Genomic DNA, 23,128 nt, shown 5'->3' with positions numbered 1-23,128 from the left:
CTCGCATCACGCCACCGCCGGCGGCAGCGCGCGGTTCGCCGCGTCCCGGCGGGCCGCCAGCACCCGCCGGTGCGCGCGCCGGACCCGCTGACCGTCGAACTCCGACGCCGGCCGGTCCAGCAGCACGATCAGCGCGTCCAGCAGTTCGACCTCGGCCGAGATGACGTCCATCTCGTCCTCGATCGCGTCCAGCTCCGCGTCCGTCGGTTCCAGATCCACCGGCAGACGGGTAACACCCACGTGACGTGCAACGATGGGATTCATCGTGTCTTGCTCCTCTCACCAGGAACGGGACCGAACAGCGCCCCCGGTGTTCCAGCACCGGGGGCGCACCTCGTTGTGAAGCAGGAATGCATCCAGCTCCCCCACCCCGCCCGTACAGCGCCGAAGGGCACAGGACAGGCGGAGGAGGCAACCGGCGGCGACCTGGCGCCGCGAGGTGACCGACTCCGAAGCGCGTCAGACCTACTGGCCTGCTGACGGGGAGATCGGGAAGACGCGAAGGGCAACGCAGGTCTGCCGGTCCAGCAGACGAGCGGCCAAGTGTCTTGAGCGGATCACTTCGAACCTCCAGAGCTGATGGGCACAGGAATTGCACTGCAAGGGGGACCTCGTCCCCACACTCCGGCCGTTGCTCGCGGTCGCCGGGCCACCTCGCCAGTACGGGCCGAAACCCTGTTTCACCTGGCCTTTAGCGGGATTGCAGCGTCCCCGCCCTCATCTCTTGGCGCCTTCGCCCCGACGGCCGTCTCGGGCAAGCCGGGGCTAGGGCTCCGCTCCGGGCCCCTCGGGGCCGATGCGGTACCTCTATTACAGGTACCGCATGCGGATCCGTCAAGCCGGTCCGCGGAGTTCTTCGGTTTCACGCCGGGACTTCCTGGCGCACCATCAGAATCGCTCCAGGTCAGGGGCGTTGGTCACCTCACACCTGGACACCTGGGGGCCTTCTGACTAGCGTCAAGACATCCCAAGACGTCCCACCCGGGGGTGAAGATGTCCAACGAGCGCTTACGCTCCGCCCTGCTGGCTCAGGGCATGACGATCCAGAGACTGGCCGACGCGATCGGGGTCAACGCCAAGACCGTGGAACGCTGGATCACGCAGGGCAAGGTCCCGTACCGGCGCCACCAGTACGCCGTCGCAGCCGAACTGCGCGTGGACGTGACAACGCTCTGGAACGACGAACGCGCGGTCGAGACCTCCGCCGATCTGAGCAAGGCAGAGATCGTCACCGTGTACCCGCACCGCCACTTGGTCCCGACCGGACTCTGGCGCGAGATGTACGGCCGCGCCGAGAAGCACGTCGACGTGCTCGTGTACGCGGGGCTGTGGCTGTCGGAAGACCCGCAGTTCCACCGGCTCCTCAAGGCCAAGGTGGAGAAGACTGCCCAGGTGCGCATCCTCCTGGGAGACCCCGCCTGCGCGGCGGTGCACCAGCGCGGCATCGACGAGGGCCACGGCATCATGGGTGGCAAGATCCGCAATGCCCTGATGAACTACCGTCCGCTCTTCACGAGCCACCCCGAGATCGGGTTCCGGCTGCACGACGCGACGCTGTACAACTCCCTGTTCCGGGCGGACGACGAGATGCTGGTGAACACCCACGTGTACGGGATCGGCGCGTACATGGCTCCCGTGCTCCACCTGCGCCGACTGCCCGGCGGCGGGCTGTTCGACACGTACGCCAATAGCATCGAACAGACCTGGGGCGGCGCCCGCCCGGTGGCCGACCACGACCTCACAGGAGTTTGAGCATGGGACGCATTGACTACCTGCACGACCCCGACGCGCCGGCCGCCAACTCGGTCGTGCCCTCCGTCGTGGCGTTCGTGCAGAACGACGCCGGCCAGGTGCTCGTGATCCAGCGCTCGGACAACGGCCGCTGGGCGCTTCCGGGCGGAGGGCACGACGTAGGCGAGTCGATCAGTGACACCGTCGTGCGGGAGGTCTGGGAGGAGACCGGCATCAAGGCCGAGGTCATCGACATGTCCGGGATCTACACGGACCCCGGTCACGTCATGCTCTACGACGACGGCGAGGCCCGGCAGCAGTTCAGCATCTGCTTCCGCGCACGGCCGACCGGCGGCGAGATCCGTACGAGCAGCGAGACGACACAGGTCCGCTGGGCGGACCCAGCGGACCTGTCCGAACTCGACATCCACTCCACGATGCGGCTCCGGATCGAGCACGCGCTGGACCGGACGCGGAGCGTGCCCTACATCGGCTGAGCGGCGCCGACCTTCGCCTCGGACATCCTGGTGAGCACCCGCACGGTGCACAGCAGGATCTCCGGCTCGGCCCGCCGGATGAACTTCCCGATCAGGCTCTCCGGCCCGTAGCGGCCCGCGATCTCGTTGATCCGGTCGACGGGGTTGGTCGGGGTCCCGTCCGGCGTGGTGTTCATGTCGCAGAAGCAGAGCGCGTCCGCGAGGTGCGGCTCCTCCCGCGGAAACTCCGCCTCAAGCTCCTCGCGCAGCCCGCGGGCTTCCGCCTCCATCCACGCACAGGAGTGGTGCGCGACGAGCCGTACGACGCGCTCGTCAGCCTGCACGCTGCGGAGGTAGCGGGCGCCGTCGAGCGGATGGAACCCGGTCTTGGCCAAGTCAGGCGCGTAGCCGACGTCGTGCAGGACTGCCGCCGCTTCGAGCAGCTCGGCGTCCGGCCCAAGGATGTCGGCAATGGCCCGGGCCCGCTCCGCGACGCCCAAGCAGTGCCGCCAGCGGCGAGGCAGCGGCTCGGCCAGCGTGGCCTCCCCCAAGGCGTAGGCCCATTCCGTAAGCGTGGCAGTGCTCAAGACTTCGAGTCCTCCTGTTGGGACGGCAGGGCACGCACGGAACGGCGCTTGCCCTGGCCGCCTTCGGTGAGCAGTCCGGCTGCTTCGAGGTGGGCGAGTGCCTTGCTGATCGTGGGACGCGACACCCCGAGCCTGGCACTCAGCTCTCCCTCGCTCAGGAAGACTGCCCCGACGTCCAGGCCCTCAGCCGTGATCAGCGCCGCGATCCGTTCAGCCAGCGGCCGGCGGTCTGCCTTGCCGTCCCCGCGGAGTACCCGCCAGCGCGATCCCGGAACCGGCTCAGCCACACCGTCCTGCTGAAGCACGCGGAAGGCTCGAAGGGCCACACCGCGCGACACACCGTGCTCTGCCATGACCTCAGCAAGGGAAGGAAGTTCGGTCACCCCTTGGTCCGCAGTGATCCGCTTCTTGAGCGTGTCAGCGATCTTCAGGAAGGTCCCGCGAGGGCTGGGCTGCTCCGACACTCCATCTCCTTCTCTGCTTCGCGCGTTGACTTCCACCCTCGCACGAAGGCACTTCACTCTTGGACGTCCAGCGCAGGCACCGTGCCGCTCGAAATCACAGATCCCGTAGGCGCAAGGAGCAGACGCAAGGCAAAGGCATTCACTGGGCCTACAGCGGGCTGCGCGGGCAGGCCTAGAGGCGCCCCAAGTCACGGGCGGTCCACCAACAGGAACTCCCATTGGCCGCTCCGGGCTCCTCTTACTGGCGCCCCAGGAATCCCGCTAGCTGGGCATGGCGCTTGAGAGTTGTCCGGATTGCGTCCTTGATGGAAGAGGGGCGCGTATTTTCCGTCGAGTACGCCTTAAGCTCCACGATCACAGAATCTTGCTGAGATCCCGGGCGCTGCACCAGGACATCCGCCCTGACCTTGCTATTGGGAGTCTTAATTTCCCTTTCTGCCTCGGCATCGAAACCAAGGGAGCGAAGGCAGAGCGCAATCCTCGTACCCAGCTGGGTGGGCTGAGTGGTGACACCTTCGTACCAGTCCCGCGCCTTAGTGGCTCTCTCGGATTCCCGCTCACGGAGAGGACTAAAGACGGATGGATCCCACTTCTCGCCGACAATGGAAACAAAATGCGACTTCTCGAAGCGCTCCAAGTAGGAGCGGCTGGGTTCGACTTCACGCCTATCAAGTTCCCGACAGAGAGGATGAAGGTCGGCCGCAGCGATGGGAACGAGTCGAACGTCGAAATACAGACGAGCCCTATTCAGCTCCGACAGAGGCAACGTCTGACGGTCATCCTCGTTCAACTCTCGATAGAATGCATTCCAGTCCAGCTTGTACCCATCGCGCGCATTAGTGAAGCTGGACACACGCGTGATGCGATGCCCATCCGTAACAGGCCAAAGCATTACTACCTGATAGCGCGAGATGTCGTGCAACTTCGACGTGTACGACGCTAGCATTTCTGCCACCATCTCGATCGATGCCCCAATGGTGACTGCCTGATCGGCGATCCTATTGACATCGGTCGTCAGCACCTCGAAGTCGGCGAGAGGTTGACTCCGGTTATGGAATGCAAACGTCTCTTCGAGGATTTCCGCCCAATCACTTCTCGGCGGGCCAGAAAGCTCAAAGTCGGCGCTTAGAAGGATTCGCTCATTACGCGACGTAGCGCCCGCCAGATCTGCCTGGAATTCCCTACTAGTGGTCAACCAAAGAAAAAGAACGGGCCGCTGCCGCAGCTCTCCCCTGTCGAGAAGGCTCAGCCGCTCAACAAATTGGGATGGCAACGCCGTCTTTTCTGCCACGCGCTCTTCAAACTGATCCACCACGGCAATTATCAGCTGCGCTTTGTCGCGGTATCCGTCAACAGCGCGGAGCTCTTCGAGTAGTGCGGACTCGGATGCGATCGCCGCACGCGAGAGCTCAACGACCTTGCATTCGGGAAGATGTGTGGCCAATTCCCGGGCCGCTGAACTCTTCCCCGATCCGCTTCGCCCAAAAATGGGAAGAAAGCGGATACCGCCAGTGATCTGCATACTTGCGTGGGCGCGCTGGACCTGCTCCAAGAGTTGCCTATCGGGACGCAGCCGTCCACGAAAAGCGGGATCAAGGTCTTCATAGCGCGAGGGCAGGCGAGCCAACATGGCCGGAGTCTACGGGACTACCCCGCGCTTCGTATGCCCGTCGAAGTGGTCAATACCAGGCCCCGCACCCGGCACGACCCGCGACTGACTTGGAGAACCCTACGCCGGGCACGCCCAGACGCCGGAATCCTAAGTTCCGGTGGATATGCGGGCGCAGCCCCGCCCCGGTGCGACAGCACCGCCCTGCCGTGCAGGTCAGGGGGCGTGTGGGGCAGGACGGAGCCGGTCACTTCTAAGCACTTGGCCGCAGGTTCGAGTCCTGCCGGGGGCACACTCTTCCCCTTCGTCACCCCCAGACCCTCCCTCGTGGAGGGTCTTTTTCGTGGCGGGGACGCGGGGCGGGCGCGGCTGGATTCGGATGGTGGGGGAATGCGGACGGCTCACTCCTCGCGGGGGCGGGAAGTGAGCCGCAGGTGGAGGTACGGCGACCGGCGGCGGCGCCGCCCCGGGATCAGCAGCACGCCGGGCGGTTCACGCTGCGGGTCACAGACCGCGGGTCACAGGCCCGCGGGTCACAGGCCTGCGGGTCACAGACCGCGGGTCACACGCCGCGCCTCACAGGCCCGCGGGTCACAGGCCGCGTCTCACAGGCTGCGGGTCATGAACACGCTCAGCGGGTCCGGCTTGTAGTCCGCGAACGGCTCGCAGGGCTCGAAGCCGAACTTCGCGTACAACGCGCGGGCCGGGGCGAAGAATTCGGCCGCGCCGGTCTCCAGGCTCAGCCGCCGGTAGCCCATCCGCCGCGCCTCTTCTATGAGATGGGTGAGGACGAACGACGCGACCCCGGAGCGGGTCCGGTCGGGGGCCGTCCGCATCGACTTGACCTCCGCGTGCTCCTCGTCCAGCCACTTGAGGGCACCGCAGCCCACGAGGGCGTCGTCCTCGTCGCGGGCCGACCAGAAGGTGACGTCGTACCGGCGCAGCCCGTCCAGGTCCAGGGCGTGCTTGCTCTCCGGCGGAGTGATGGAGCGCATCTCGCGGACGTGCTCGGCCAGGAACGCGGCCGTCTCGGGCCCCGACAGGTCATCGACTGCAATCTTCATCGCGCCAGGCTAGGACGTGCGCGCCGCCGACGGAATGCGCGCGGCCCCCGGACCCGCACCCCAGGGCCGCCCCCACCACCTCCGACCAGCGCGCATTACCCTCGTCGGATGGGCACGTACGAACTGGACGCGAAGACACCGGACACCACGCAGCGGCCGGCGGGCGGCGCCGTGGCGCTCTGGCGGCTGGACACGGAACGCCAGGTCGTGGGCGGGTACCCGGTCGGCAACGCGCTGCTCGACGACGCAGAGAGGGCGCGCGCCGCGGGATTCGTACGGCCCTCCGGACGACACCGGTACCTCGCGGCGCACGTGGCCCTGCGGGTGCTGCTCGGCGGCTACTTGGGCATCGCTCCGGAACGGGTGGAGTTCGTCCGCGAGGAGTGCCCGTGCTGCGGCGGCCCGCACGGGCGGCCCGCGCTCGCCCCGGGCGGGCCCGGCGGCGGACCCGCGGACCGGCTGCACTTCTCCCTGTCGCACAGCGAGGACGTGGCCCTGCTCGCCTTCTCCGGGGTCCCGGTGGGCGTGGACATCGAGGCGACACCGGGGCCCGCGGTCGTCGCCGACCTGCTGCACACCCTGCACCCGCGGGAGACCGCCGAACTCCTCGCCCTGCCCGGCCCGGACCGGCCCGCCGCCCTCGCCCGGATCTGGTCCCGCAAGGAGGCCTACCTGAAGGGCACCGGCACCGGCCTCGGCTTCGGCGTGGTCGACCCGTACGTGGGCTCCGCCATGACGCCGGCCCGCACCCCCGGCTGGATCCTCTCCGACGTCCCGGCCCCGGCGGGCTTCACTGCCGCACTCGCCGTGTCCACCGCCCCGGACCCGGACCCCACCGACTAGTTCCCGCGGACCGGCTCCGGCACCACCCGAACGGGACGCCCTATCGTCCCCGCATGGAGATCCGACAGGCGACGACGGTCGCCGAACTCAGGGCCGCCGAGCCGCTGTTCGACGGTCCCGTCCGGGACGCGTGGGCCGAGCGGTTCCTGGCCGCCGCCGGTCACCTCATGCTCCTCGCGTACGTACCGGGCACGGCCGCGCCCGTCGGGATGGTCTCGGGCGTCGAGATGAGCCACCCCGACAAGGGCACCGAGATGTGCCTCTACGAGCTCTCGGTGGCCGAAACCCATCGCCGCCGCGGGATCGGGCGGGCGCTGACGGACGCGCTGGCCTCGGCCGCCCGCGAGCGCGGCTGCTACGGCATGTGGGTGGGCGTGGACACCGACAACGACCCGGCCCTGGCCACGTACACGGCGGCGGGCGCCGAGGACGAGGGGGTGTTCGCGATGCTCGGATGGCCCTTCCCGGCGCCGCCCGGCGGCGCCGGGTCCTGACCGTCCGGCCGCAACCCGGCCTGATGGGACATCAATTTCTGTGCGCTTCCCGGCACAGCTGCTCATTGACTTCTCAAGGGCGTGACGCGTCAATGTCGGCCACCGCACCGGCTCGGCCTCCCCCACACAGCGGGTGGGGGGAGGGGTTCGTCATGACGAAGGAGTCGCGACCCAGTGAGTACGAGTTACCGACGAAGAATTCTTGCCGGGGCGGGCGCCCTGTCCCTGGCACTGACGGGTGGCGTGGTGGGCCTGGCGGGCACGGCTGCGGCCGCGACGACGACCACGCCCGTGTTCTCGGTCTGTGACGCGCCCGCGCCGCAGCCCGACGGCCAGGGCAACCAGAACTACACGGTCACGGTGCCCGACACGGCGAAGGCCGGCGACGTCGTGCCGATCACCGTCGACCCGGGCGCCAGCCCGCTGATCCCCCAGTTCGCCGTGACCACGGTGAACACCACCAAGCTGACCCTGAAGGTCGGCGCGACCACCCAGGTGGTCACCAGCCCGCCGGAGACGGTCACCGTCGTGCCCGGCGTGCCGCTGGACCCGAAGGCGTTCTCCGGCACCATCACGGTCCCGGACGGCACCGAGGGCACCACCGTGGAGATCCGGATCGACCAGGCGGTGACGGACGCCGACCTCGGCGGCACCGTGTTCACCACCACCTGTCTGCCGCAGCCGCGACCCAGCGCCCCGGTCGGCAGCATCGCGGTCGAGGCCCTGCCCAAGGACCCGGTCACCACGAAGCTGACCCCCAACAGCGGCGGCCCGAACACCGCCGTCACCGCCACCGGCGCCAACTTCCCGGCCGGCCCGGTGACCTGTGAGGCGCTGCTCTCCGGCGCCGCCACCGGCGACGCGGGCACCGGCTCCGCCGACGCGAGCGGAGCCGCCACCTGCTCCCTGACCCTGACCAAGAAGGCCGACCGGGTCCGCATCGGCACCACCGAGGGCAAGCCGTTCAACTGGATCCAGCCGGCCGTGGGCGTACCGCACCCGGTCGACATCGAGGTGCTGGCCGGACCGCTGGCGCTCGGCCCGACCGGCGGGCTGCCCGCGCTGGACTTCGGCTCGGTCACCATCAACGGCAAGAAGCAGTCCGTGGTGGGCCAGTTCAACGCGGCCACCGTCCAGGACTTCCGCGGCGGCACCCTCGGGTGGGACCTCACGGTCACCCGTACGCCGTTCCTGAACACCGCCACCGGACACGCCATGGCAGCGGCCCAGCTCGGCATCCAGCCGGTCTGCACCGTCACCAACCCGGACAGCCCGAGCGCCTGCTCCGCCGGTGCGCCCGGAGCCATCACGGACACCCCGATGAAGGTCGCCTCCGCCGCTCCCGGCGGGGACGAGCTGACCGGCGGCGAGTTCGCCGTCGGCGGCGGCGCCATGATCCAGCTGCCCGCCTTCATGTTCGCCGACACCTACCAGTCGGTCGTGACCTTCTCGGTCGCCTGATCCGCCCGGGTGGTGCGGGGCCCCGGCCCCGCACCACCTTCCGCGTTCCCGCCACTCCCGCCCTCCCCCTGTCCCGGCCCCTCGTCTGGAGACCGCGCCATGGCCCTGCGCCGCACCCGCACCCCTCTGTACGGCCTGCTCCTCGGCGTGTTCCTGGCCGTGGCCGGTCTGGCGGCGCCCACCGGCGCGACCGCCGCCGAGAACGGCACCTGGGGGGTCTTCCCCACCCCCGCCGCGGGCAAGGCGATGACCGACCGCGCGTACTTCTTCCACCAGGGCGAGGCCGGCGCCACCGTCACCGACAGCGTGACCCTCACCAACGCCTCGTCCGAACCCATCACCTTCAAGGTCTTCGCCACCGACGCCGTGAACACCCCGGTCGGCGGCGCCTTCGCACTGCTCCCCGTGGAAACCCGGCCGCGCGACCTGGGCACCTGGGTGGGCCTGCCCGCCGACGTGCGGGCCGGCACGGTCACCGTTGCGGCCAAGGGCCGCAAGGACATCCCGTTCACCGTGAAGGTGCCCGAGGACGCCTCGCCCGGCGACCACGTCGGGGGCATCGTCGCGCTGAACACCAAGGTCGAGGGGATCAAGAAGGAGGGCAAGGTCCAGGTCGGCGTGCGGCGTTCGGTCGGTTCCCGGATCTACTTCCGGGTCCCCGGGCCCGTCACCCCCGCCGTCGGCGTGGAGAACGTACGCATCAGCCGGGACGCCCCGCTGCTGCCGTGGACCGGGAAGGCCCGCGCCACCGTCCGCTACACGCTCGTCAACCACGGGAACGTGGTGCTGAGCCCGAAGATCACGGTCGGCGCGCAGGGCCTGTTCGGCCGGAGCCTGCTGCACCGCCCGGCGAGGGACCTGCGGCTGGTGCTGCTGCCCGGGCAGCGCATCGAGCTGACCGAGACCTGGGCCGACGCCCCGCAGTTCGACCGGGCCACGGTCCGGATCACGGCCACCGCGACCGCCTACCCGGAGCTGCGCGAGAGCGGCGAGGCGCGCCTGCTCGCGGTGCCGTGGCTCGCCCTGGGCGCCCTGCTCGTCCTGGCCGGCGGCGCCACGGCCGGCTGGGCGGTACGCCGTCGGCGCCACCGCCGCGCGGCCGAGGAGAGTGCGCCGGAACGAGACTTGGCGCGGGCGCACTGACCCGCCATGGTGGTCCCCCGGTCCCGGCACCCGGCCGCCACCGGCCCACGGGGAGGCCCCAGTTGACACCGCACACCCACACCCCGCACCAACCCGGCCCCCACCCCACCGACCCGCCCGGCACGGCGCCGTCGGACCCCGCCCAGCCCGCGGCGGCACTCCCCGGCGCCCGGACGGCCGCTCCTGCCGGGTCGGGACCCGGCGGGGCGGGCGAGACCGCCGAGGCCGCGGCGGTGGCCCCTGAAGCCAGCACGGCCGGTCCTCCCTCGTCGTCGGGACCCGGCGGGGCGGGCGGGCCCGGGGTGCTCGTGTCGCGGATCGCGGACGCGCTCGGATCCGCCCCGGTGGGCCTCGCGCACGGCGACGGGTGGATCCGCGCCACCTTCGCGCCCCGCCTGGGCGGCCCCGTGCCGCTGACCGTCGACGTCGTCGCCGACACCGCCCGGCTCCCCCGGGCCATCGCGTACCTGCTGCCGGGCGGCGGCCTCAACTTCGCGGCCGGCTTCTTCACCCCGCCCGACCGCAACCTGGCCCACCACCTGCGCGCCCGCGGCCGCCTGGTCGTCGGCGTGACCCCCCGCGAGGACGCGGCCCGCGCCGCCGACATCACCGCCGACTGGGGCCTGGCGGCCCACCGGCGCGACCTGCGGCGGGTGGTGCGGGCCCTGGATCCCGTACTGCGGCTGCCGTACGAGTACCTCGGGCACTCGGCCGGCGGCGCGCTCGCCCTGGACACCGCGGCCGGGGACGACTCGCCGCGGCTGCGCCGGGTGGTGGTCCTCGACACCACCGGCCCGTACACCGGCGAACTCGCCGCCCGCGCCGCCCTCACCCGCGACCTGTACCTGGCCCGGCTCCGCCAGGGCGGGTACGCCGCCGACCCCGGCCTCGCCGCCCTCGTCGGCCGGGCCGTGGCCGACCCGGCGGGCCCCTCCCCGGCCCCCCGCCCGCCCGACCCCGCCACCCGCTTCACGAACGCGGCCCTCGCGCACTTCGCCCTGACCAGGACCGCCCTGCTGCCGGGCCCCGCGAACTGGATCTACGTACGGGGGCACAGCGCCGGCGAGTTCGCCTTCGGCCCGACGCCCGCCGAGGACCGCGCCGCCCTGACGCACACCCCGCTCGCCGCGTGGCACGCCGCGACCTCGGCCCTCGGCAGCGGGCTGGTCCCGACCGCCCTGATGCGGGACCTGGCCGCGGTGTGGGCCGGCGACGAGGGCACGTACCGGATCGCCTGGGACCGGATCCGGGCCGAAGTGGTGTGGGTCAACACCGAACTGGGCCGCGGCGACCAGCCGCGCGGCGCCGACCTGATCCGCGCCGCCGGCAACCCGCGCGTCACCTTCACCGTGATCCCCGGCCACGGCCACGCCGACCCGCTCCTGAGCCCCACCGCCGCCCCCGCCGCCTGGCCCCTCCTGACCCCCTGAGACCGCCTCCCGGCAGGACGCGAGTACACCGAGGGGGGCGGGCCGGCCCGTTCGGCGTCCGAGCGCACCCGACAGGCCGCCCGCGGTCACCGCGCACCCGGACAGCACGAACCCCCGGCCGGTGAGGGTTGGCCGGGGGCGTGCGGACGGGGGCCCGGAGGGCGGTGGATCAGTGGTTGCGGGGGAAGCCGAGGTCGACGCCGGCGGCGCCCTCGGAGGGGTCCGGCCAGCGGGTCGTGACGACCTTGCCGCGGGTGTAGAAGTGGATGCCGTCGTTGCCGTAGATGTGGTGGTCGCCGAAGAGCGAGTCCTTCCAGCCACCGAAGGAGTGGTAGCCCACCGGCACCGGGATCGGCACGTTGACGCCGACCATGCCGGCCTCGATCTCCAGCTGGAAGCGGCGGGCGGCGCCGCCGTCGCGGGTGAAGATGGCCGTGCCGTTGCCGAACGGCGAGGCGTTGATGAGGGCCACGCCCTCCTCGTAGGTCTCGGCGCGCAGCACGCACAGCACCGGGCCGAAGATCTCGTCGCGGTAGGCGTCGGAGTCGGTCTTGACGTTGTCGAGGAGCGACAGGCCGATCCAGTGGCCCTGCTCGAAGCCCTCGACCGTGTAGCCGGTGCCGTCGAGGATCACGTCGGCGCCCTGCGCTGCCGCGCCGGTCACGTACGAGGCGACCTTGTCGCGGTGCGCGGCGGTGATCAGCGGGCCCATCTCGGAGTCCGGGTCGTTGCCGGGGCCGATCTTGATCTTCTCGGCGCGCTCGCGGATCTTCTCGACCAGCTCGTCGCCGATGGCGCCGACGGCCACGACGGCGGAGATCGCCATGCAGCGCTCGCCGGCCGAGCCGTACGCGGCGGAGACCGCGGCGTCGGCGGCGGCGTCGAGGTCCGCGTCGGGCAGCACCAGCATGTGGTTCTTGGCGCCGCCGAGGGCCTGGACGCGCTTGCCGTTGGCGGAGGCGGTCGTGTGGATGTGGCGGGCGATCGGCGTGGAGCCGACGAAGGAGACCGCGGCGATGTCCGGGTGCGAGAGCAGCGCGTCGACGGCGACCTTGTCACCGTGGACGACGTTCAGCACGCCGGCGGGCAGGCCCGCCTCGGTGGCGAGCTCGGCCAGCTTAACGGCGGCCGACGGGTCCTTCTCGCTCGGCTTGAGGATGAAGGTGTTGCCGCAGGCCACGGCCAGCGGGAACATCCACATCGGCACCATCGCCGGGAAGTTGAACGGGGTGATGCCCGCGACCACGCCGAGCGGCTGGCGGATCGAGGAGACGTCCACGCGGTTGGAGACCGAGGTGGACAGCTCGCCCTTGAGCTGGGTGGTGATGCCGCAGGCCAGCTCGACGATCTCCAGGCCGCGGGCGACCTCGCCCAGCGCGTCCGAGTGGACCTTGCCGTGCTCGGCGGTGATCAGCTCGGCGATCGCGTCGCGGTTGGCGTCCAGCAGGGCGCGGTAGGCGAACAGCACCTTGGTGCGGGCGGCGAGCGAGGACTGGCCCCAGCTCAGGTACGCCTCGCGGGCGACCTGTACCGCGGCGTCGACCTCGGCGGCCGAGGCGAGGGCGACCTGGGTGGTGACCTCACCGGTGGCCGGGTCGGTGACCGGGCCGTAGTTGCCCGACGCGCCCTCGACGGTCTTGCCACCGATCCAGTGGTTGACGGTCTTCATTGCTACTCCTTCACAGATGGCGACGTCGCGCTGCGGCTTGCCGGTCGTACTCTTCGCGGGCCTTGATCGCTGACGTGCGGGTCGCGGTCGCGGCCACAGGCACATCCCACCACGCCTGTGCGGGGGGCGGGCCCGACACTGTGTCGGCCGTTTCGGTCTCCACGTAGACACATGTGGGGCGGTCCGCCACCCGGGCCGATGCGAGGGCTTCTCGCAGGTCACGGACGGTGTGGGCGCGGATGACGGCCATCCCGAGGGAGGCCGCGTTGGCCGCGAGGTCCACCTCCGGGGAGCCCGCCGGCCGGTCCGGGTAGCTGAACCCGGTGCCCAGCCGCTCCCCGCCCACGGCCTCGGAAAGCCCCCCGATGGAGGCGTACCCATGGTTGTCCACGATCACCACTTTGAGGGGGATCCGCTCCTGCACGGCGGTGACGAGCTCGGTCGGGTTCATCAGGTACGAGCCGTCGCCGACCAGGGCCCACACCGGCCGGCCGGGGTCGGCAAGGGCCACTCCGAGGGCCGCCGGAATCTCGTATCCCATGCAGGAGTAGCCGTACTCCACGTGGTACTGGTGCGGGGAGCGGGCCCGCCACAGCTTGTGGAGGTCGCCGGGCAGCGAACCGGCCGCGTTGACGAGGACGTCCTCGTCGCCGACGACGGCGTCGAGGGCTCCGATCAGCTGGGCCTGGGTGGGGCGGGCCGACTCGTCCGGGGCGCGGCAGGCCTCGTCGACGAGGGACTCCCAGAACCGCTTGGCGGCGCGGTACGTCCGCTCGTACGCGGGCGCGACCCGGTGTCCGGCCAGTTCCCCGCGCAGCGCGTCGAGGCAGGCGCGGGCGTCGCCGACCAGGGGCAGCGCGGCCTGCTTGTGGGCGTCGAAGGGGTCGAGGTTCAGGCCGAGGAAGCGGACCGCGGGGTCCTGGAACAGGGTGCCGGAGGCGGTCGTGAAGTCGGTGAGCCGGGTGCCGGCGGCGATCACCAGGTCGGCCTCGCGGGCCAGGTCGGCGGCGGCCGCGGTGCCGGTGTGGCCGACCGCGCCGACCTCGGCGGGGTGGTCGTGGCGCAGCGCGCCCTTACCGGCCTGGGTGGTGGCCACCGGGATGCCGGTGGCCTCGGCGAACGCGCCGAGGGCGGCGCCGGCCGCACTGTGCCGGATGCCGCCGCCCGCGATGATCAGGGGCCGCCGGGCGGTACGGACGGCCCGGACGGCCGCGGCGAGCTCGGCGGGGTCGGGGTGCGGGCGGCGCACGGTCCACACCCGCTCGGTGAAGAACTCCTCCGGCCAGTCGTGGGCCTCGGCCTGGACGTCCTGGGGCAGGGCGAGGGTCACGGCCCCGGTCTGCACCGGGTCGGTGAGCACCCGCATGGCCTGGAGGGCGGCGGGGATCAGCGCCTCGGGGCGGGTGATGCGGTCGAAGTAGCGGGAGACCGGGCGCAGGGTGTCGTTGACGGAGAGGTCCCCCGCGTAGGGGACCTCCAGTTGCTGGAGCACCGGGTCGGCGGGGCGGGTGGCGAAGGTGTCGCCGGGCAGGAGGAGCACCGGCAGCCGGTTGACGGTGGCGAGGGCGGCGCCGGTGACCAGGTTGGTGGCGCCGGGGCCGATGGAGGTGGTGACGGCGTGTGCGGACAGCCGGTCGCGCTGCCGGGCGTATCCGACCGCCGCGTGCACCATCGCCTGTTCGTTGCGGCCCTGGAGGAAGGGCATGGCCTGCGGGCCGGTCTCCAGGAGGGCCTGGCCGATGCCGGCGACGTTGCCGTGGCCGAAGATCCCCCAGGTCGCGGCGATCAGGCGGGCCCGGTGGCCGTCGCGCTCGGTGTACTGGCGGGCGAGGAAGGCGATCAGGGCCTGCGCGACGGTCAGCCTGCGCGTCCGGCCGCCGCCGGCGGCGGTGCCGGGTCCGGTACCGGTGGGGCCGGTCAGGCCGGTCACGTCGGTGGGGCCGAGCGGGCTGGTGGGCTCGGTGTGTCCCGTGGGATCGGTGGGTCCCGTGGGGCGGCTGGTCATCGGGCCTCCTGTGCCCGGTAGCGGGGCAGTCGCGGGTCGGTGGGCTGGTCGGGCCAGGTGCCGCGGATCCAGCCGTGGTCGGGGTGGTCGCGGATGAGCCACTCCCGTGCCGCGCCGGGGCCGGCCATCACGTTGAGGTAGTACATGTCGTGGCCGGGCGCGGCGATGGAGGGGCCGTGCCAGCCGTCCGGGATCAGCACGGCGTCACCGGTGCGGACCTCGGCGAGCACGTCGGTCTTCCCGCGCGGGGAGGGGGTCACCCGCTGGTAGCCGACGCCGGGGGTGTCCCCGTGCGGGGCGATCTCGTAGTAGTAGATCTCCTCCAGCGCGGACTCCTCGCCGGGACGGTCCTCGTCGTGCTTGTGCGGCGGGTACGAGGACCAGTTCCCGCCGGGGGTGAGCACCTCGACGGCGATGAGCCGGTCGCAGTCGAAGACGTCGGCGGCGGCGAAGTTGTTGACCTGCCGGGAGCAGCTGCCGGCGCCGCGCAGCTCCACGGGCACGCCGGTTGCCGGCCCGTACCGGGCCGGCAGCTCGCGCGCACAGGGCGCCCCGGCGAGCGCGAAGCGGCCGCCGGCCGTCGACTCCACGCGGGAGCGGGCCCCGCGCGGGAGGTACGCGAAGTCGGTGAGGGCGGTGAAGACGCTCTCCCTTCCGTGCAGTTCGAGGACGGTCTCGGGTCCGGTGGCGGGGGTGACGGTGACCCGGCAGGAGCCGGCGAGGGGCAGCAGGATCCACTCGGCCGGTCCGCTCGCGCTCTCGTGGCGCTCGCCCGGTGCGAGGGTGAGGATCCGCAGCCGGGTGTGGTCCAGTCGGTGTTCGGCGGTCACCGGCACGATGCGAGCACCTCGTCGACCTCGGCGGGGAAGGGCATGGCGGAGGAACAGGCCAGCCGGGAGGCCACGATGGCGCCGGCCGCATTCGCGTACCGCATCACGTGCTCCAGGTCCCAGCCCGCGAGCAGGCCGTGGCAGAGGGCGCCGCCGAAGGCGTCGCCCGCACCCAGCCCGTTGACGGTCTCGACGGGCACCGGCGGCACCTCGGCGGTGGTGCCGTCCCGGTGGACGGCGAGGACGCCTTCCGGGCCGCGCTTGACCACGGCGAGCTCCACACCTGCGGCCAGCAGCGCGCGGGCCGCCGCGTACGGCTCCCGGATGCCGGTGGCGATCTCGCACTCGTCGGTGTTGCCGACGGCGACCGTGGCCAGGGCGAGGGCCTCGCGGTAGGCGGCGTGCGGCGGGCCGTCCCACAGCATCGGGCGCCAGTCGAGGTCGAAGACGGTGATCCCGGACCGGTTGCGGGCGGCCAGCGCGGCCAGGGTCGCGGACCGGCTGGGCTCGGCGCTGAGGCCGGTTCCGGTGGTCCACAGGATCCGGGCGGCGGACAGGGCCCCGAGGTCGAGTTCGGCGGTGTGGATCTCCAGGTCGGGTGCCTTGGGGAAGCGGTAGAAGTACAGCGGGAACCGGTCCGGCGGGAAGATCTCGCAGAAGGTGACCGGGGTCGGGTAGGCGGGGACCTCGGCCACCCAGCGGTCGTCGACCCCGAACCCGCGCAGCTCTTCCCGCAGGTAGGCGCCGAAGGGGTCGGCGCCGGTACGGGTGACCACGGCGGTGCGCCGGCCGAGGCGGGCGGCCGCGACGGCCACGTTCGTGGGTGAACCCCCGAGGAACTTTCCGAAGGTGTCCGCCCGGCCGAGCGGCACCCCCGTTTCGAGTGGGTAGAGATCCACCCCGATCCGCCCCATCGTGATCAGCTCAAACGGATCGGTGGTCACAGCATTCCTCCCGCTTTCCGTGCGTGTTCCTGCCTAAGGTGGCCGTATGACCTCCTCCCCGCCCGCGTTGACCCGTATGCGACTCGGCTCGGCTCCGGACTCCTGGGGGGTGTGGTTCCCCGAGGATCCCCGGCAGACCGGCTGGGAGCGTTTCCTCGACGAGGTGGCCGACGCCGGATACGAGTGGATCGAACTCGGCCCGTACGGCTACCTGCCCACCGATCCCGCGCGACTGGCCGAGGAGACCGCGAAGCGCGGGCTGAAGGTGTCGGCGGGAACGGTCTTCACCGGACTCCATCACGGGCCGGCGGTCTGGGAGGAGACCTGGGACCACGTGTCGCGGATCGCCGCACTGACCCGGTCGACCGGAGCCCGCCACCTCGTGGTCATTCCCTCGTTCTGGCGGGACGACAAGACCGGCGCGATGATCGAGGACAGCGAGCTGACCGCGGACCAGTGGCGGCAACTGGCCCGCCAGACCGAACGCCTGGGGCGCGAGGTCCAGGAGCGGTACGGGCTCCGGATCGTGGTGCACCCGCACGCTGACACCCACATCGACACCCCGGAGCACGTGGCGCGCTTTCTGGACGCCACCGATCCCGAAGCGGTCTCGCTGTGCCTGGACACCGGGCACTACGCCTACTGCGGCGGCGACAGCGTGGAGCTGATCGAGACGTACGGGGAGCGGCTCGGCTATCTGCACCTCAAGCAGGTGGATCCGCGGGTCCTGGCCGAAGTGGTGGCCGACGGGGTGCCGTTCGGTCCGGCGGTGGCGCGCGGGGTGATGTGCGAGCCGCCGGCCGGCGTGCCGGAGCTGGGCCCGGTGCTGGCGGCCGCCCAGCGGCTGGGCACCGAGCTCTTCGCGATCGTGGAGCAGGACATGTACCCCTGCCCGCCGGAGCAGCCGCTGCCCATCGCCCGCCGTACCCGCGCCTATCTGAACGGGTGCGGGCTGCGCTGACGGGGCGGGCCGCGCCAGCGGGCAGGATGGGCCGGTGAGGACACCACGCGGAGGGGGAACGGTGAGCGGGACGCTCGGAATCGCAGTGATCGGCACGGGCCGGATGGGCGCGGACCACGTACGGCGCATCGACCGGATGATCAGCGGGGCCCGGGTCGTGGCCGTCGCCGACCCGGACGGGGACCGGGTCAAGCAGGTGGCGGCCGGCCTGGACGCCTGTACCGCGCACACCGACCCGGCCGCGGCGCTGGCCGCACCCGGGGTGGACGCGGTGCTGATCGCCTCCCCCGGTCCGGCGCACGAGGCGGCGCTGCTGGAGTGTTTGGAACGGGACCTCCCGGTGCTCTGCGAGAAGCCGCTGACCCCGGACGCGGCGGGTGCCCTGCGGGTGATGGAGGCCGAACAGCGGCTGGGCCGGCGGCGGGTACAGGTCGGCTTCATGCGGCGGTACGACGCCGAGTACGAGCAGCTGAAGGCGCTGCTGGACGGCGGGGAGCTGGGCCGGCCGCTGTTCCTGCACTGCCGGCACCGCAACGCGTCCTCGCCGTCCTTCTTCACCTCCGAGATGCTCGTCAACGACTCGGTGGTGCACGAGGTGGACGCGGCCCGCTGGCTGCTGGGGCAGGAGATCACGGCGGTGTCGGTGCTCTCCCCGGCCTCTTCCTCGGCCGCCCCCGAGGGCCTGCGCGATCCGCAACTGGTGCTGCTGGAGACCGCGGGCGGCGCGATCGTCGACGTCGAGATCTTCGTCAACTGCGGTTTCGGCTACCAGGTGCAGTGCGAGGCGGTCTGCGAGTCCGGGAGCGCCCGCATCGGCGACGGCCAGGCCATGGTCGTGCAGTCCGGGGGCCGCTGGGGCGGATCGATCACCCAGGACTACACGGTGCGCTTCGCGGACGCCTACGACCGCCAGCTCCGCCGCTGGGTGGAGGCCACCCGGCGGGGCCGGGTGACCGGGCCCAGCGCCTGGGACGGATACGCGGCCGCAGCCGTCAGCGCGGCCGGCGTGCGGGCCCAGCACACCGGGGTGCGCGCACCCGTGGAACTGGCCCCCAAGCCCGCCTTCTACTCCTGATCCCGACACCCCCATCCCGCACACCCCCTTCACGTACCGCCGGACCCCGCCGACCCCGCCGGGGTCCGCCCCGGCACCGTCCGATCCGGCGACCCATCCAACGCGGCGGCCCCGTTCGCGCCCGCCACCGGCTCCGTGTCTCTTGTGCCACTTGCGTCACAGAGATCGCTGTCACGTCACGCATGTCCGCATTACGCGGGTCTTCCGTCACAGCCCGTCGACAGCCCCTCCCCCCATGTCACCGACTGTCGTTCTCCGGGCACAGGCTGAGTGATCGTCAGCGTCCGTGCCCGGCTCCCCCGACGGCCTCCCGGCCGCCCCCTGCGGCGCGGACAAGGAGGTACCGCAGATGACCGACCGAAAGCTGTGGTCGTACAAGGAGATCGCCGCCCACATCCGGGTCCAGCCGGACACCGTGCGGTCGTACCGCAAGCACGGCCTGCTGCCACCCCCGGACCATGTCGAGGCGGGGAAGCCTTACTGGCTCGCCGACACGATCCGGGACTGGGTGGCCCGGCGCCCGGGCAACCGGGGGCGGCAGTCGGAGGCCTGACCGGCCCGCACCTCAGCCGACGCGCTCGGGGACGGGGGCGGCCGCCGCCACGGCCGCCTGCCCTTGCGCGGGGGCGGACTCGCCCTCGCTGAACCCGAACCGGTCGTGCAGCCTGCGCAGCGGGCCCGGCGCCCACCAGGTGGCCCGGCCGGTCAGCTTCATGACCGCCGGCACCAGCAGGCTGCGCACCACCATCGCGTCCATCAGCACCGCCAGGGCGATCCCCAGGCCCAGCATCTTGGTGTTGGTGACCCGCGAGGTGCCGATGGCCACCATCACCACCGCGAGGATCACGGCCGCCGCGGTGATCAGCCCTCCGGTCCGGCTGAGGCCCAGGCGCACGGCCCCCTCGTGGTCCCCGGTCCGGTCGTACTCCTCCTTGATCCGGGATATGAGGAACACCCCGTAGTCCATCGAGAGCCCGAAGGCGATGCAGAACATCAGTACCGGCAGCGTGGTCTCTATGTCCCCGGTCGGGGTGAAGCCCAGCATTCCGGACAGGTGTCCGTCCTGGAACACCCACACCACGGCGCCGAACATCGCGGTCAGGCTCAGCGCATTGAGCAGCACTGCCTGGAGCGGGATCAGCAGGCTGCCCGTGAGCAGGAAGACCAGCAGCAGGGTGGACCCCGCGACGAGGGCGCCCGCCCAGGGAAGCTTGGCGGCGATGGCGTCCTTGGAGTCGACCAGGACGGCGGCCCGCCCGGTCACCGCCGTCTCGAAGGGCGCGTCGACCGATCGGACCGTCCCGACCAGCCGCTGGGCTCCCTGGCCCACCGCCTCGCCCTCGGCGAGGACGGAGAACGCGGCGTACTCGCCCGAGCGCACGGGGCCCGCCACCCGGGCCACGCCGGGCAGGCCCTCGATCCGGCCGCGGTATTCCTCGTACTGGGCGGGTGTGGCCGCGCCTTCGGCCAGAATCCGCAGCTCGCCGTCCGGACTGCCCGGGAAGCCCTCCCGGATGTGCTGCTGTACGACATGGGACTCGGCGGTGCGCGGCAGCTGGCGGTCGTCGGGGGTGCCGAACCGGACGTCCAGGAACGGGAGTCCGAGCAGGAGCAGTCCCGCCGTGGTGGCGATGGCGAAGACCGGTGCCCGGCGCATCACCAGCACCGCCACCCGCGCCCAGCCCGCGCCCCGCTCGGCGGCGGGGGCCTGCCCGGCGGGCCGGCGGCGGCGCCACAGCGCCCGCAGGTCCAGGGAGTTGACCCGCTCGCCCAGCAGGACCAGCGCGGCAGGCAGCAGGATCAGTGCGGCCGCCGCGGCCAGCAGGACCACCGCGACACCGGCGTAGGCGAACGAGCGCAGGAAGTACTGCGGGAAGAGCAGCATCGCGGAGAGCGAGACCGCGACGGTCAGCGCCGAGAAGAGGACGGTGCGGCCGGCCGTGCGCAGCGTGGCCCCGACGGCCGCCCGCGGGTCACGGCCTGCGTCTAGTTCCTCGCGGAACCGGCGCACGATGAACAGGGCGTAGTCGATGGCGAGTCCGAGGCCGAGTGCGGTGGTCAGGTTCATCGCGAACACCGATACGTCGGTGACCTCGGTGAGGCCGCGGAGCACCGCATTGGTCCCCAGCACGGCGACGATCCCGACGGCGAGCGGCAGCAGGGCCGCGACGGCGCTGCCGAAGACCAGGACGAGCAGGACGAGGGTGACGGGCAGGGCGATCAGTTCGGCGCGGACCAGGTCTTCCTGGACGGTGCTGGTCATCGCGCGCTGCACGGCCACCGGGCCGCCGAGGCCGACCCGCACCGGCCCGTGGGCGCCCCGGTAGGAGGGGGCTATCCGGCCGAGGACCTCGGAGGCCGTCTTCTCGTCTCCGGTGACGCGGGCGGCGATCAGCGCCTGCCGGCCGTCGGCCGAGCGCAGCGCGGGCGAGCGGGTCTGCCAGTAGGAGCTGACCCCGGTGATGCCCGGTTCGGCGGCGAGCCGGCCGGCGAGCCGCGCGGCCTCGGCGGCCACGCCCGCGTCGTCCACGCCCGGTGGTCCGGCGTCCACGAGCAGCAGCAGATTGGGCTGGGAGGCCGGGAACTCGCGCTCCAGGGCCTCGGTGGCGTACGTGGATTCGGCGCCGGGGTCCTGCCAGCCGCCGCTGCCCATCCGGTCCGCCACGCCGCTGCCGGCGAACACGGCGAGGGCGGTGACGACCAGCGCGAGCAGCAGCGAAAGCCGTGGCCGGGCGGTGACGAACCGGGTCCAGCCACCCCCCGGAGCGGCGTTCTTGACTACGGACATGAGGCGGTGTCCCCTTCACCGTGACCCGTGGGAACGGGTCGTCCATTGCCATAGAATGGCAAACACGAGACATCGCTCGCGTTCCCCCAAGAATGCGAGCGACCTCTCGCGTTTGTCAATCACCCCTGGGAGGGGATCGCCGTGCCGGAGGCCAGGAAGCCGGAGACCAGCAAGCGCGCGAGCCGGACCCCGAGGCGGGGCGCACCCGGCCCGGCGACCCTCGACGCACCGGCGCCCTCCGACGACACGCCCGCGCCCGACACCGCGGCACCCGCCCGCGCCACCGCCGAAGCCGCCACCGCCGCGGACGACGCCAAGCCCCGCCGCAGGCAGGCCCGCGGCGAGCGCCGCATCGCCCAGCTCCTGGAGGCCGCGGCCGGCGTGTTCTGCCGGAACGGCTACGCCGGCGCGAGCACCAACGCCATCGCGCGCGAGGCCGGCGTGTCCCCGGGCACGCTGTACCAGTTCTTCCCGAACAAGGAGGCCATCGCGATCGAGCTGGGCGGGCACCTGCTCCAGCAGGCGCACACGACCCACGGCCGGGCCTTCCTCCCGGAGAACCTGCGGCAGCCGCTGCCCGCCCTGATCGACGCCGTCATCGACCCGGTCATCGCCTTCAACTGCGAGAACCCGGCCTTCTGGGCCCTGATGCACGGCTCCGGAATCCCCGGCATCACGCAGGAGCACGATCAGCTCCACGCGGGCCTGGTCACCCGGATCGAGGACATCGTGCGGACCTTCTCCCCCGACACCCCGCCCGAGCAGTTGACCCGCGTCGCGATCACGGTCCTGGGCATCTTCAAGTCCGGGCTCGACGTGATCCTGGCCCACGAGGGCGCCGAGCGGGACGCGTACGTCGCCGAGATGAAGACCGTGCTCCTGCGCTACCTCGAGCCGATGGTCACCACGTCTCCTGCCCGCTGACCCGTTCCGAGGGCCGGGCCCGGCGGCCCGCGACCGCCCGGCACTTGAGCGCGAGCAGCGGGAAGGCCAGTACGGAGACCAGGCCGGCGCCGACCGGCGCGGCCGCCTCCCCCGGGTCGAGCATCCCGCCCTCGACCCCCAGCGCGGTGACCACGAAGGACAGCGGCACCAGGAAGCCGAAGCCCATCGCCTCGACCTTGGAGGGCACGAGTTCGCCGCTCGCCGGCGCGGCGCCGGTCAGGATCAGCCGGGTGAACATCCCGGCGGCGAAGGCGCCGAGCAGGATGTCCAGATCCAGCACCTCGGCGAGCCCCGGCATCGCCACGAGCAGCAGTACGACCGGGCGCACCGCGAACTGCCCGCTGCCGTGCAGGGTCTTGGCGATGACGTCGGCGAAGCAGGGCGGCTCGGGCCGCAGCGCCCCCACCACCGCCCCCGCCGTGACGAGTGCGAAGGCGGCCAGGACCACCGTCGAACACCCCGGCTCGCGCGCGCCGCCATGGCGATGACCGGGCCGAGCAGGGGCGCGAGCGCCGCGATCGCCACGATGAGCACAAGCGTCCCCGAGTGCGGCATAGGTGCCATTTACATACCGTTCACGAGGGTTGTTCACTCGAAGGTGCCCGGAGC

22 protein-coding genes are annotated in these 23,128 nt (G+C 72.0%); 11 read left to right on the top strand and 11 right to left on the bottom strand.

Translation table 11 applies throughout. The features are described 5' to 3' along the window. Positions 1 to 6: 6 nt before the first annotated feature. Positions 7 to 264 (bottom strand): DUF6284 family protein, encoded by a 258-nt coding sequence (locus OG764_RS23450; protein WP_328970389.1) that lies wholly within the window; start codon positions 262 to 264, stop codon positions 7 to 9. A 771-nt stretch (positions 265 to 1,035) separates the two neighbouring features. Here OG764_RS23450 and OG764_RS23445 point away from each other — a divergent pair. Then, complete coding sequence (locus tag OG764_RS23445) at positions 1,036 to 1,752, top strand: XRE family transcriptional regulator (RefSeq protein WP_328970388.1); 717 nt, start codon at positions 1,036 to 1,038, stop codon at positions 1,750 to 1,752. A 2-nt stretch (positions 1,753 to 1,754) separates the two neighbouring features. Continuing rightward, positions 1,755 to 2,228, top strand: a complete 474-nt coding sequence (locus tag OG764_RS23440) for an NUDIX domain-containing protein (RefSeq protein ID WP_328970387.1) — start codon at positions 1,755 to 1,757, stop codon at positions 2,226 to 2,228. Here the strand turns inward: OG764_RS23440 and OG764_RS23435 are convergent. The 4 genes from OG764_RS23435 to OG764_RS23420 all read right to left on the bottom strand — a co-directional run bounded on the left by OG764_RS23435 (position 2,216) and on the right by OG764_RS23420 (position 5,931). Further along, a complete protein-coding gene (locus tag OG764_RS23435; RefSeq protein WP_328970386.1) occupies positions 2,216 to 2,794 on the bottom strand; it encodes an HD domain-containing protein in 579 nt (192 codons plus the stop codon). The genes OG764_RS23440 and OG764_RS23435 overlap by 13 nt on opposite strands. After that, complete coding sequence (locus tag OG764_RS23430) at positions 2,791 to 3,258, bottom strand: GntR family transcriptional regulator (RefSeq protein WP_328970385.1); 468 nt, start codon at positions 3,256 to 3,258, stop codon at positions 2,791 to 2,793. Before OG764_RS23430 ends, OG764_RS23435 begins: the two co-directional genes overlap by 4 nt. A gap of 238 nt (positions 3,259 to 3,496) precedes the next feature. Next, positions 3,497 to 4,888 carry a hypothetical protein gene (locus OG764_RS23425; RefSeq protein WP_328970384.1) on the bottom strand — a complete coding sequence of 464 codons (1,392 nt, stop codon included), beginning with the start codon at positions 4,886 to 4,888 and terminating at the stop codon, positions 3,497 to 3,499. A gap of 584 nt (positions 4,889 to 5,472) precedes the next feature. Beyond that, positions 5,473 to 5,931, bottom strand: a complete 459-nt coding sequence (locus tag OG764_RS23420) for a GNAT family N-acetyltransferase (protein ID WP_328970383.1) — start codon at positions 5,929 to 5,931, stop codon at positions 5,473 to 5,475. Between the two features lie 108 nt (positions 5,932 to 6,039). On the opposite strand from OG764_RS23420, the gene OG764_RS23415 reads away from it, so the two are divergent. The 5 genes from OG764_RS23415 to OG764_RS23395 all read left to right on the top strand — a co-directional run bounded on the left by OG764_RS23415 (position 6,040) and on the right by OG764_RS23395 (position 11,302). Further along, complete coding sequence (locus OG764_RS23415) at positions 6,040 to 6,774, top strand: 4'-phosphopantetheinyl transferase family protein (RefSeq protein ID WP_328970382.1); 735 nt, start codon at positions 6,040 to 6,042, stop codon at positions 6,772 to 6,774. A 53-nt stretch (positions 6,775 to 6,827) separates the two neighbouring features. Further along, the gene (locus OG764_RS23410) at positions 6,828 to 7,268 is read left to right on the top strand and encodes a GNAT family N-acetyltransferase (protein WP_328970381.1); all 441 of its coding nucleotides are present in this window, start codon (positions 6,828 to 6,830) and stop codon (positions 7,266 to 7,268) included. A 174-nt stretch (positions 7,269 to 7,442) separates the two neighbouring features. Continuing rightward, positions 7,443 to 8,729: a WxL domain-containing protein gene (locus tag OG764_RS23405; RefSeq protein WP_328970380.1), complete on the top strand. Its 1,287-nt coding sequence runs from the start codon at positions 7,443 to 7,445 to the stop codon at positions 8,727 to 8,729. Between the two features lie 99 nt (positions 8,730 to 8,828). Beyond that, positions 8,829 to 9,872 carry a WxL protein peptidoglycan domain-containing protein gene (locus tag OG764_RS23400; RefSeq protein ID WP_328970379.1) on the top strand — a complete coding sequence of 348 codons (1,044 nt, stop codon included), beginning with the start codon at positions 8,829 to 8,831 and terminating at the stop codon, positions 9,870 to 9,872. A gap of 62 nt (positions 9,873 to 9,934) precedes the next feature. Further along, entirely contained in the window at positions 9,935 to 11,302 is a 1,368-nt protein-coding gene (locus OG764_RS23395) for a hypothetical protein (RefSeq protein ID WP_328970378.1), read from the top strand. 169 nt (positions 11,303 to 11,471) lie between these two features. On the opposite strand, the gene OG764_RS23390 is transcribed toward OG764_RS23395, so the two are convergent. From OG764_RS23390 to iolC, 4 genes are read right to left on the bottom strand one after another with little or no spacing between them, the layout of a single operon-like run. Then, positions 11,472 to 12,971 carry a CoA-acylating methylmalonate-semialdehyde dehydrogenase gene (locus tag OG764_RS23390; protein WP_328970377.1) on the bottom strand — a complete coding sequence of 500 codons (1,500 nt, stop codon included), beginning with the start codon at positions 12,969 to 12,971 and terminating at the stop codon, positions 11,472 to 11,474. A gap of 10 nt (positions 12,972 to 12,981) precedes the next feature. Further along, a complete protein-coding gene (gene iolD / locus OG764_RS23385) occupies positions 12,982 to 14,976 on the bottom strand; it encodes a 3D-(3,5/4)-trihydroxycyclohexane-1,2-dione acylhydrolase (decyclizing) (protein WP_328970376.1) in 1,995 nt (664 codons plus the stop codon). After that, a complete protein-coding gene (gene iolB / locus OG764_RS23380) occupies positions 14,973 to 15,812 on the bottom strand; it encodes a 5-deoxy-glucuronate isomerase (protein ID WP_328970375.1) in 840 nt (279 codons plus the stop codon). Before iolB ends, iolD begins: the two co-directional genes overlap by 4 nt. Beyond that, positions 15,803 to 16,720, bottom strand: a complete 918-nt coding sequence (gene iolC, locus OG764_RS23375; protein WP_443056234.1) for a 5-dehydro-2-deoxygluconokinase — start codon at positions 16,718 to 16,720, stop codon at positions 15,803 to 15,805. Before iolC ends, iolB begins: the two co-directional genes overlap by 10 nt. Positions 16,721 to 16,796: 76 nt before the next feature. Between iolC and OG764_RS23370 the strand changes: the two genes are divergently transcribed. The 3 genes from OG764_RS23370 (at position 16,797) to OG764_RS23360 (ending at position 19,339) form a co-directional block, all read left to right on the top strand. Beyond that, positions 16,797 to 17,711, top strand: coding sequence for a sugar phosphate isomerase/epimerase family protein (locus OG764_RS23370; protein ID WP_328970373.1), 915 nt, complete (start codon positions 16,797 to 16,799; stop codon positions 17,709 to 17,711). A 61-nt stretch (positions 17,712 to 17,772) separates the two neighbouring features. Continuing rightward, positions 17,773 to 18,786: a Gfo/Idh/MocA family protein gene (locus tag OG764_RS23365; RefSeq protein WP_443056022.1), complete on the top strand. Its 1,014-nt coding sequence runs from the start codon at positions 17,773 to 17,775 to the stop codon at positions 18,784 to 18,786. A gap of 349 nt (positions 18,787 to 19,135) precedes the next feature. Further along, positions 19,136 to 19,339 (top strand): helix-turn-helix transcriptional regulator, encoded by a 204-nt coding sequence (locus OG764_RS23360; RefSeq protein ID WP_328970372.1) that lies wholly within the window; start codon positions 19,136 to 19,138, stop codon positions 19,337 to 19,339. Positions 19,340 to 19,351: 12 nt separating this feature from the next. Here OG764_RS23360 and OG764_RS23355 read toward each other — a convergent pair whose 3' ends face one another. Continuing rightward, positions 19,352 to 21,574, bottom strand: coding sequence for an MMPL family transporter (locus OG764_RS23355; RefSeq protein WP_328970371.1), 2,223 nt, complete (start codon positions 21,572 to 21,574; stop codon positions 19,352 to 19,354). Between the two features lie 141 nt (positions 21,575 to 21,715). Here OG764_RS23355 and OG764_RS23350 point away from each other — a divergent pair, with 141 nt between their 5' ends. After that, positions 21,716 to 22,498 carry a TetR/AcrR family transcriptional regulator gene (locus tag OG764_RS23350; RefSeq protein ID WP_328970370.1) on the top strand — a complete coding sequence of 261 codons (783 nt, stop codon included), beginning with the start codon at positions 21,716 to 21,718 and terminating at the stop codon, positions 22,496 to 22,498. Here OG764_RS23350 and OG764_RS23345 read toward each other — a convergent pair. Beyond that, positions 22,476 to 22,967: a cation:proton antiporter domain-containing protein gene (locus OG764_RS23345; RefSeq protein ID WP_328970369.1), complete on the bottom strand. Its 492-nt coding sequence runs from the start codon at positions 22,965 to 22,967 to the stop codon at positions 22,476 to 22,478. The genes OG764_RS23350 and OG764_RS23345 overlap by 23 nt on opposite strands. Positions 22,968 to 23,128 lie beyond the last annotated feature (161 nt).

This window comes from Streptomyces sp. NBC_00239, from assembly GCF_036194065.1.
GTDB lineage: Bacteria > Actinomycetota > Actinomycetes > Streptomycetales > Streptomycetaceae > Streptomyces.
The sequence above is the reverse complement of the archived record's forward strand: the minus strand, read 5'-3'. Positions and strand labels throughout refer to the sequence as shown.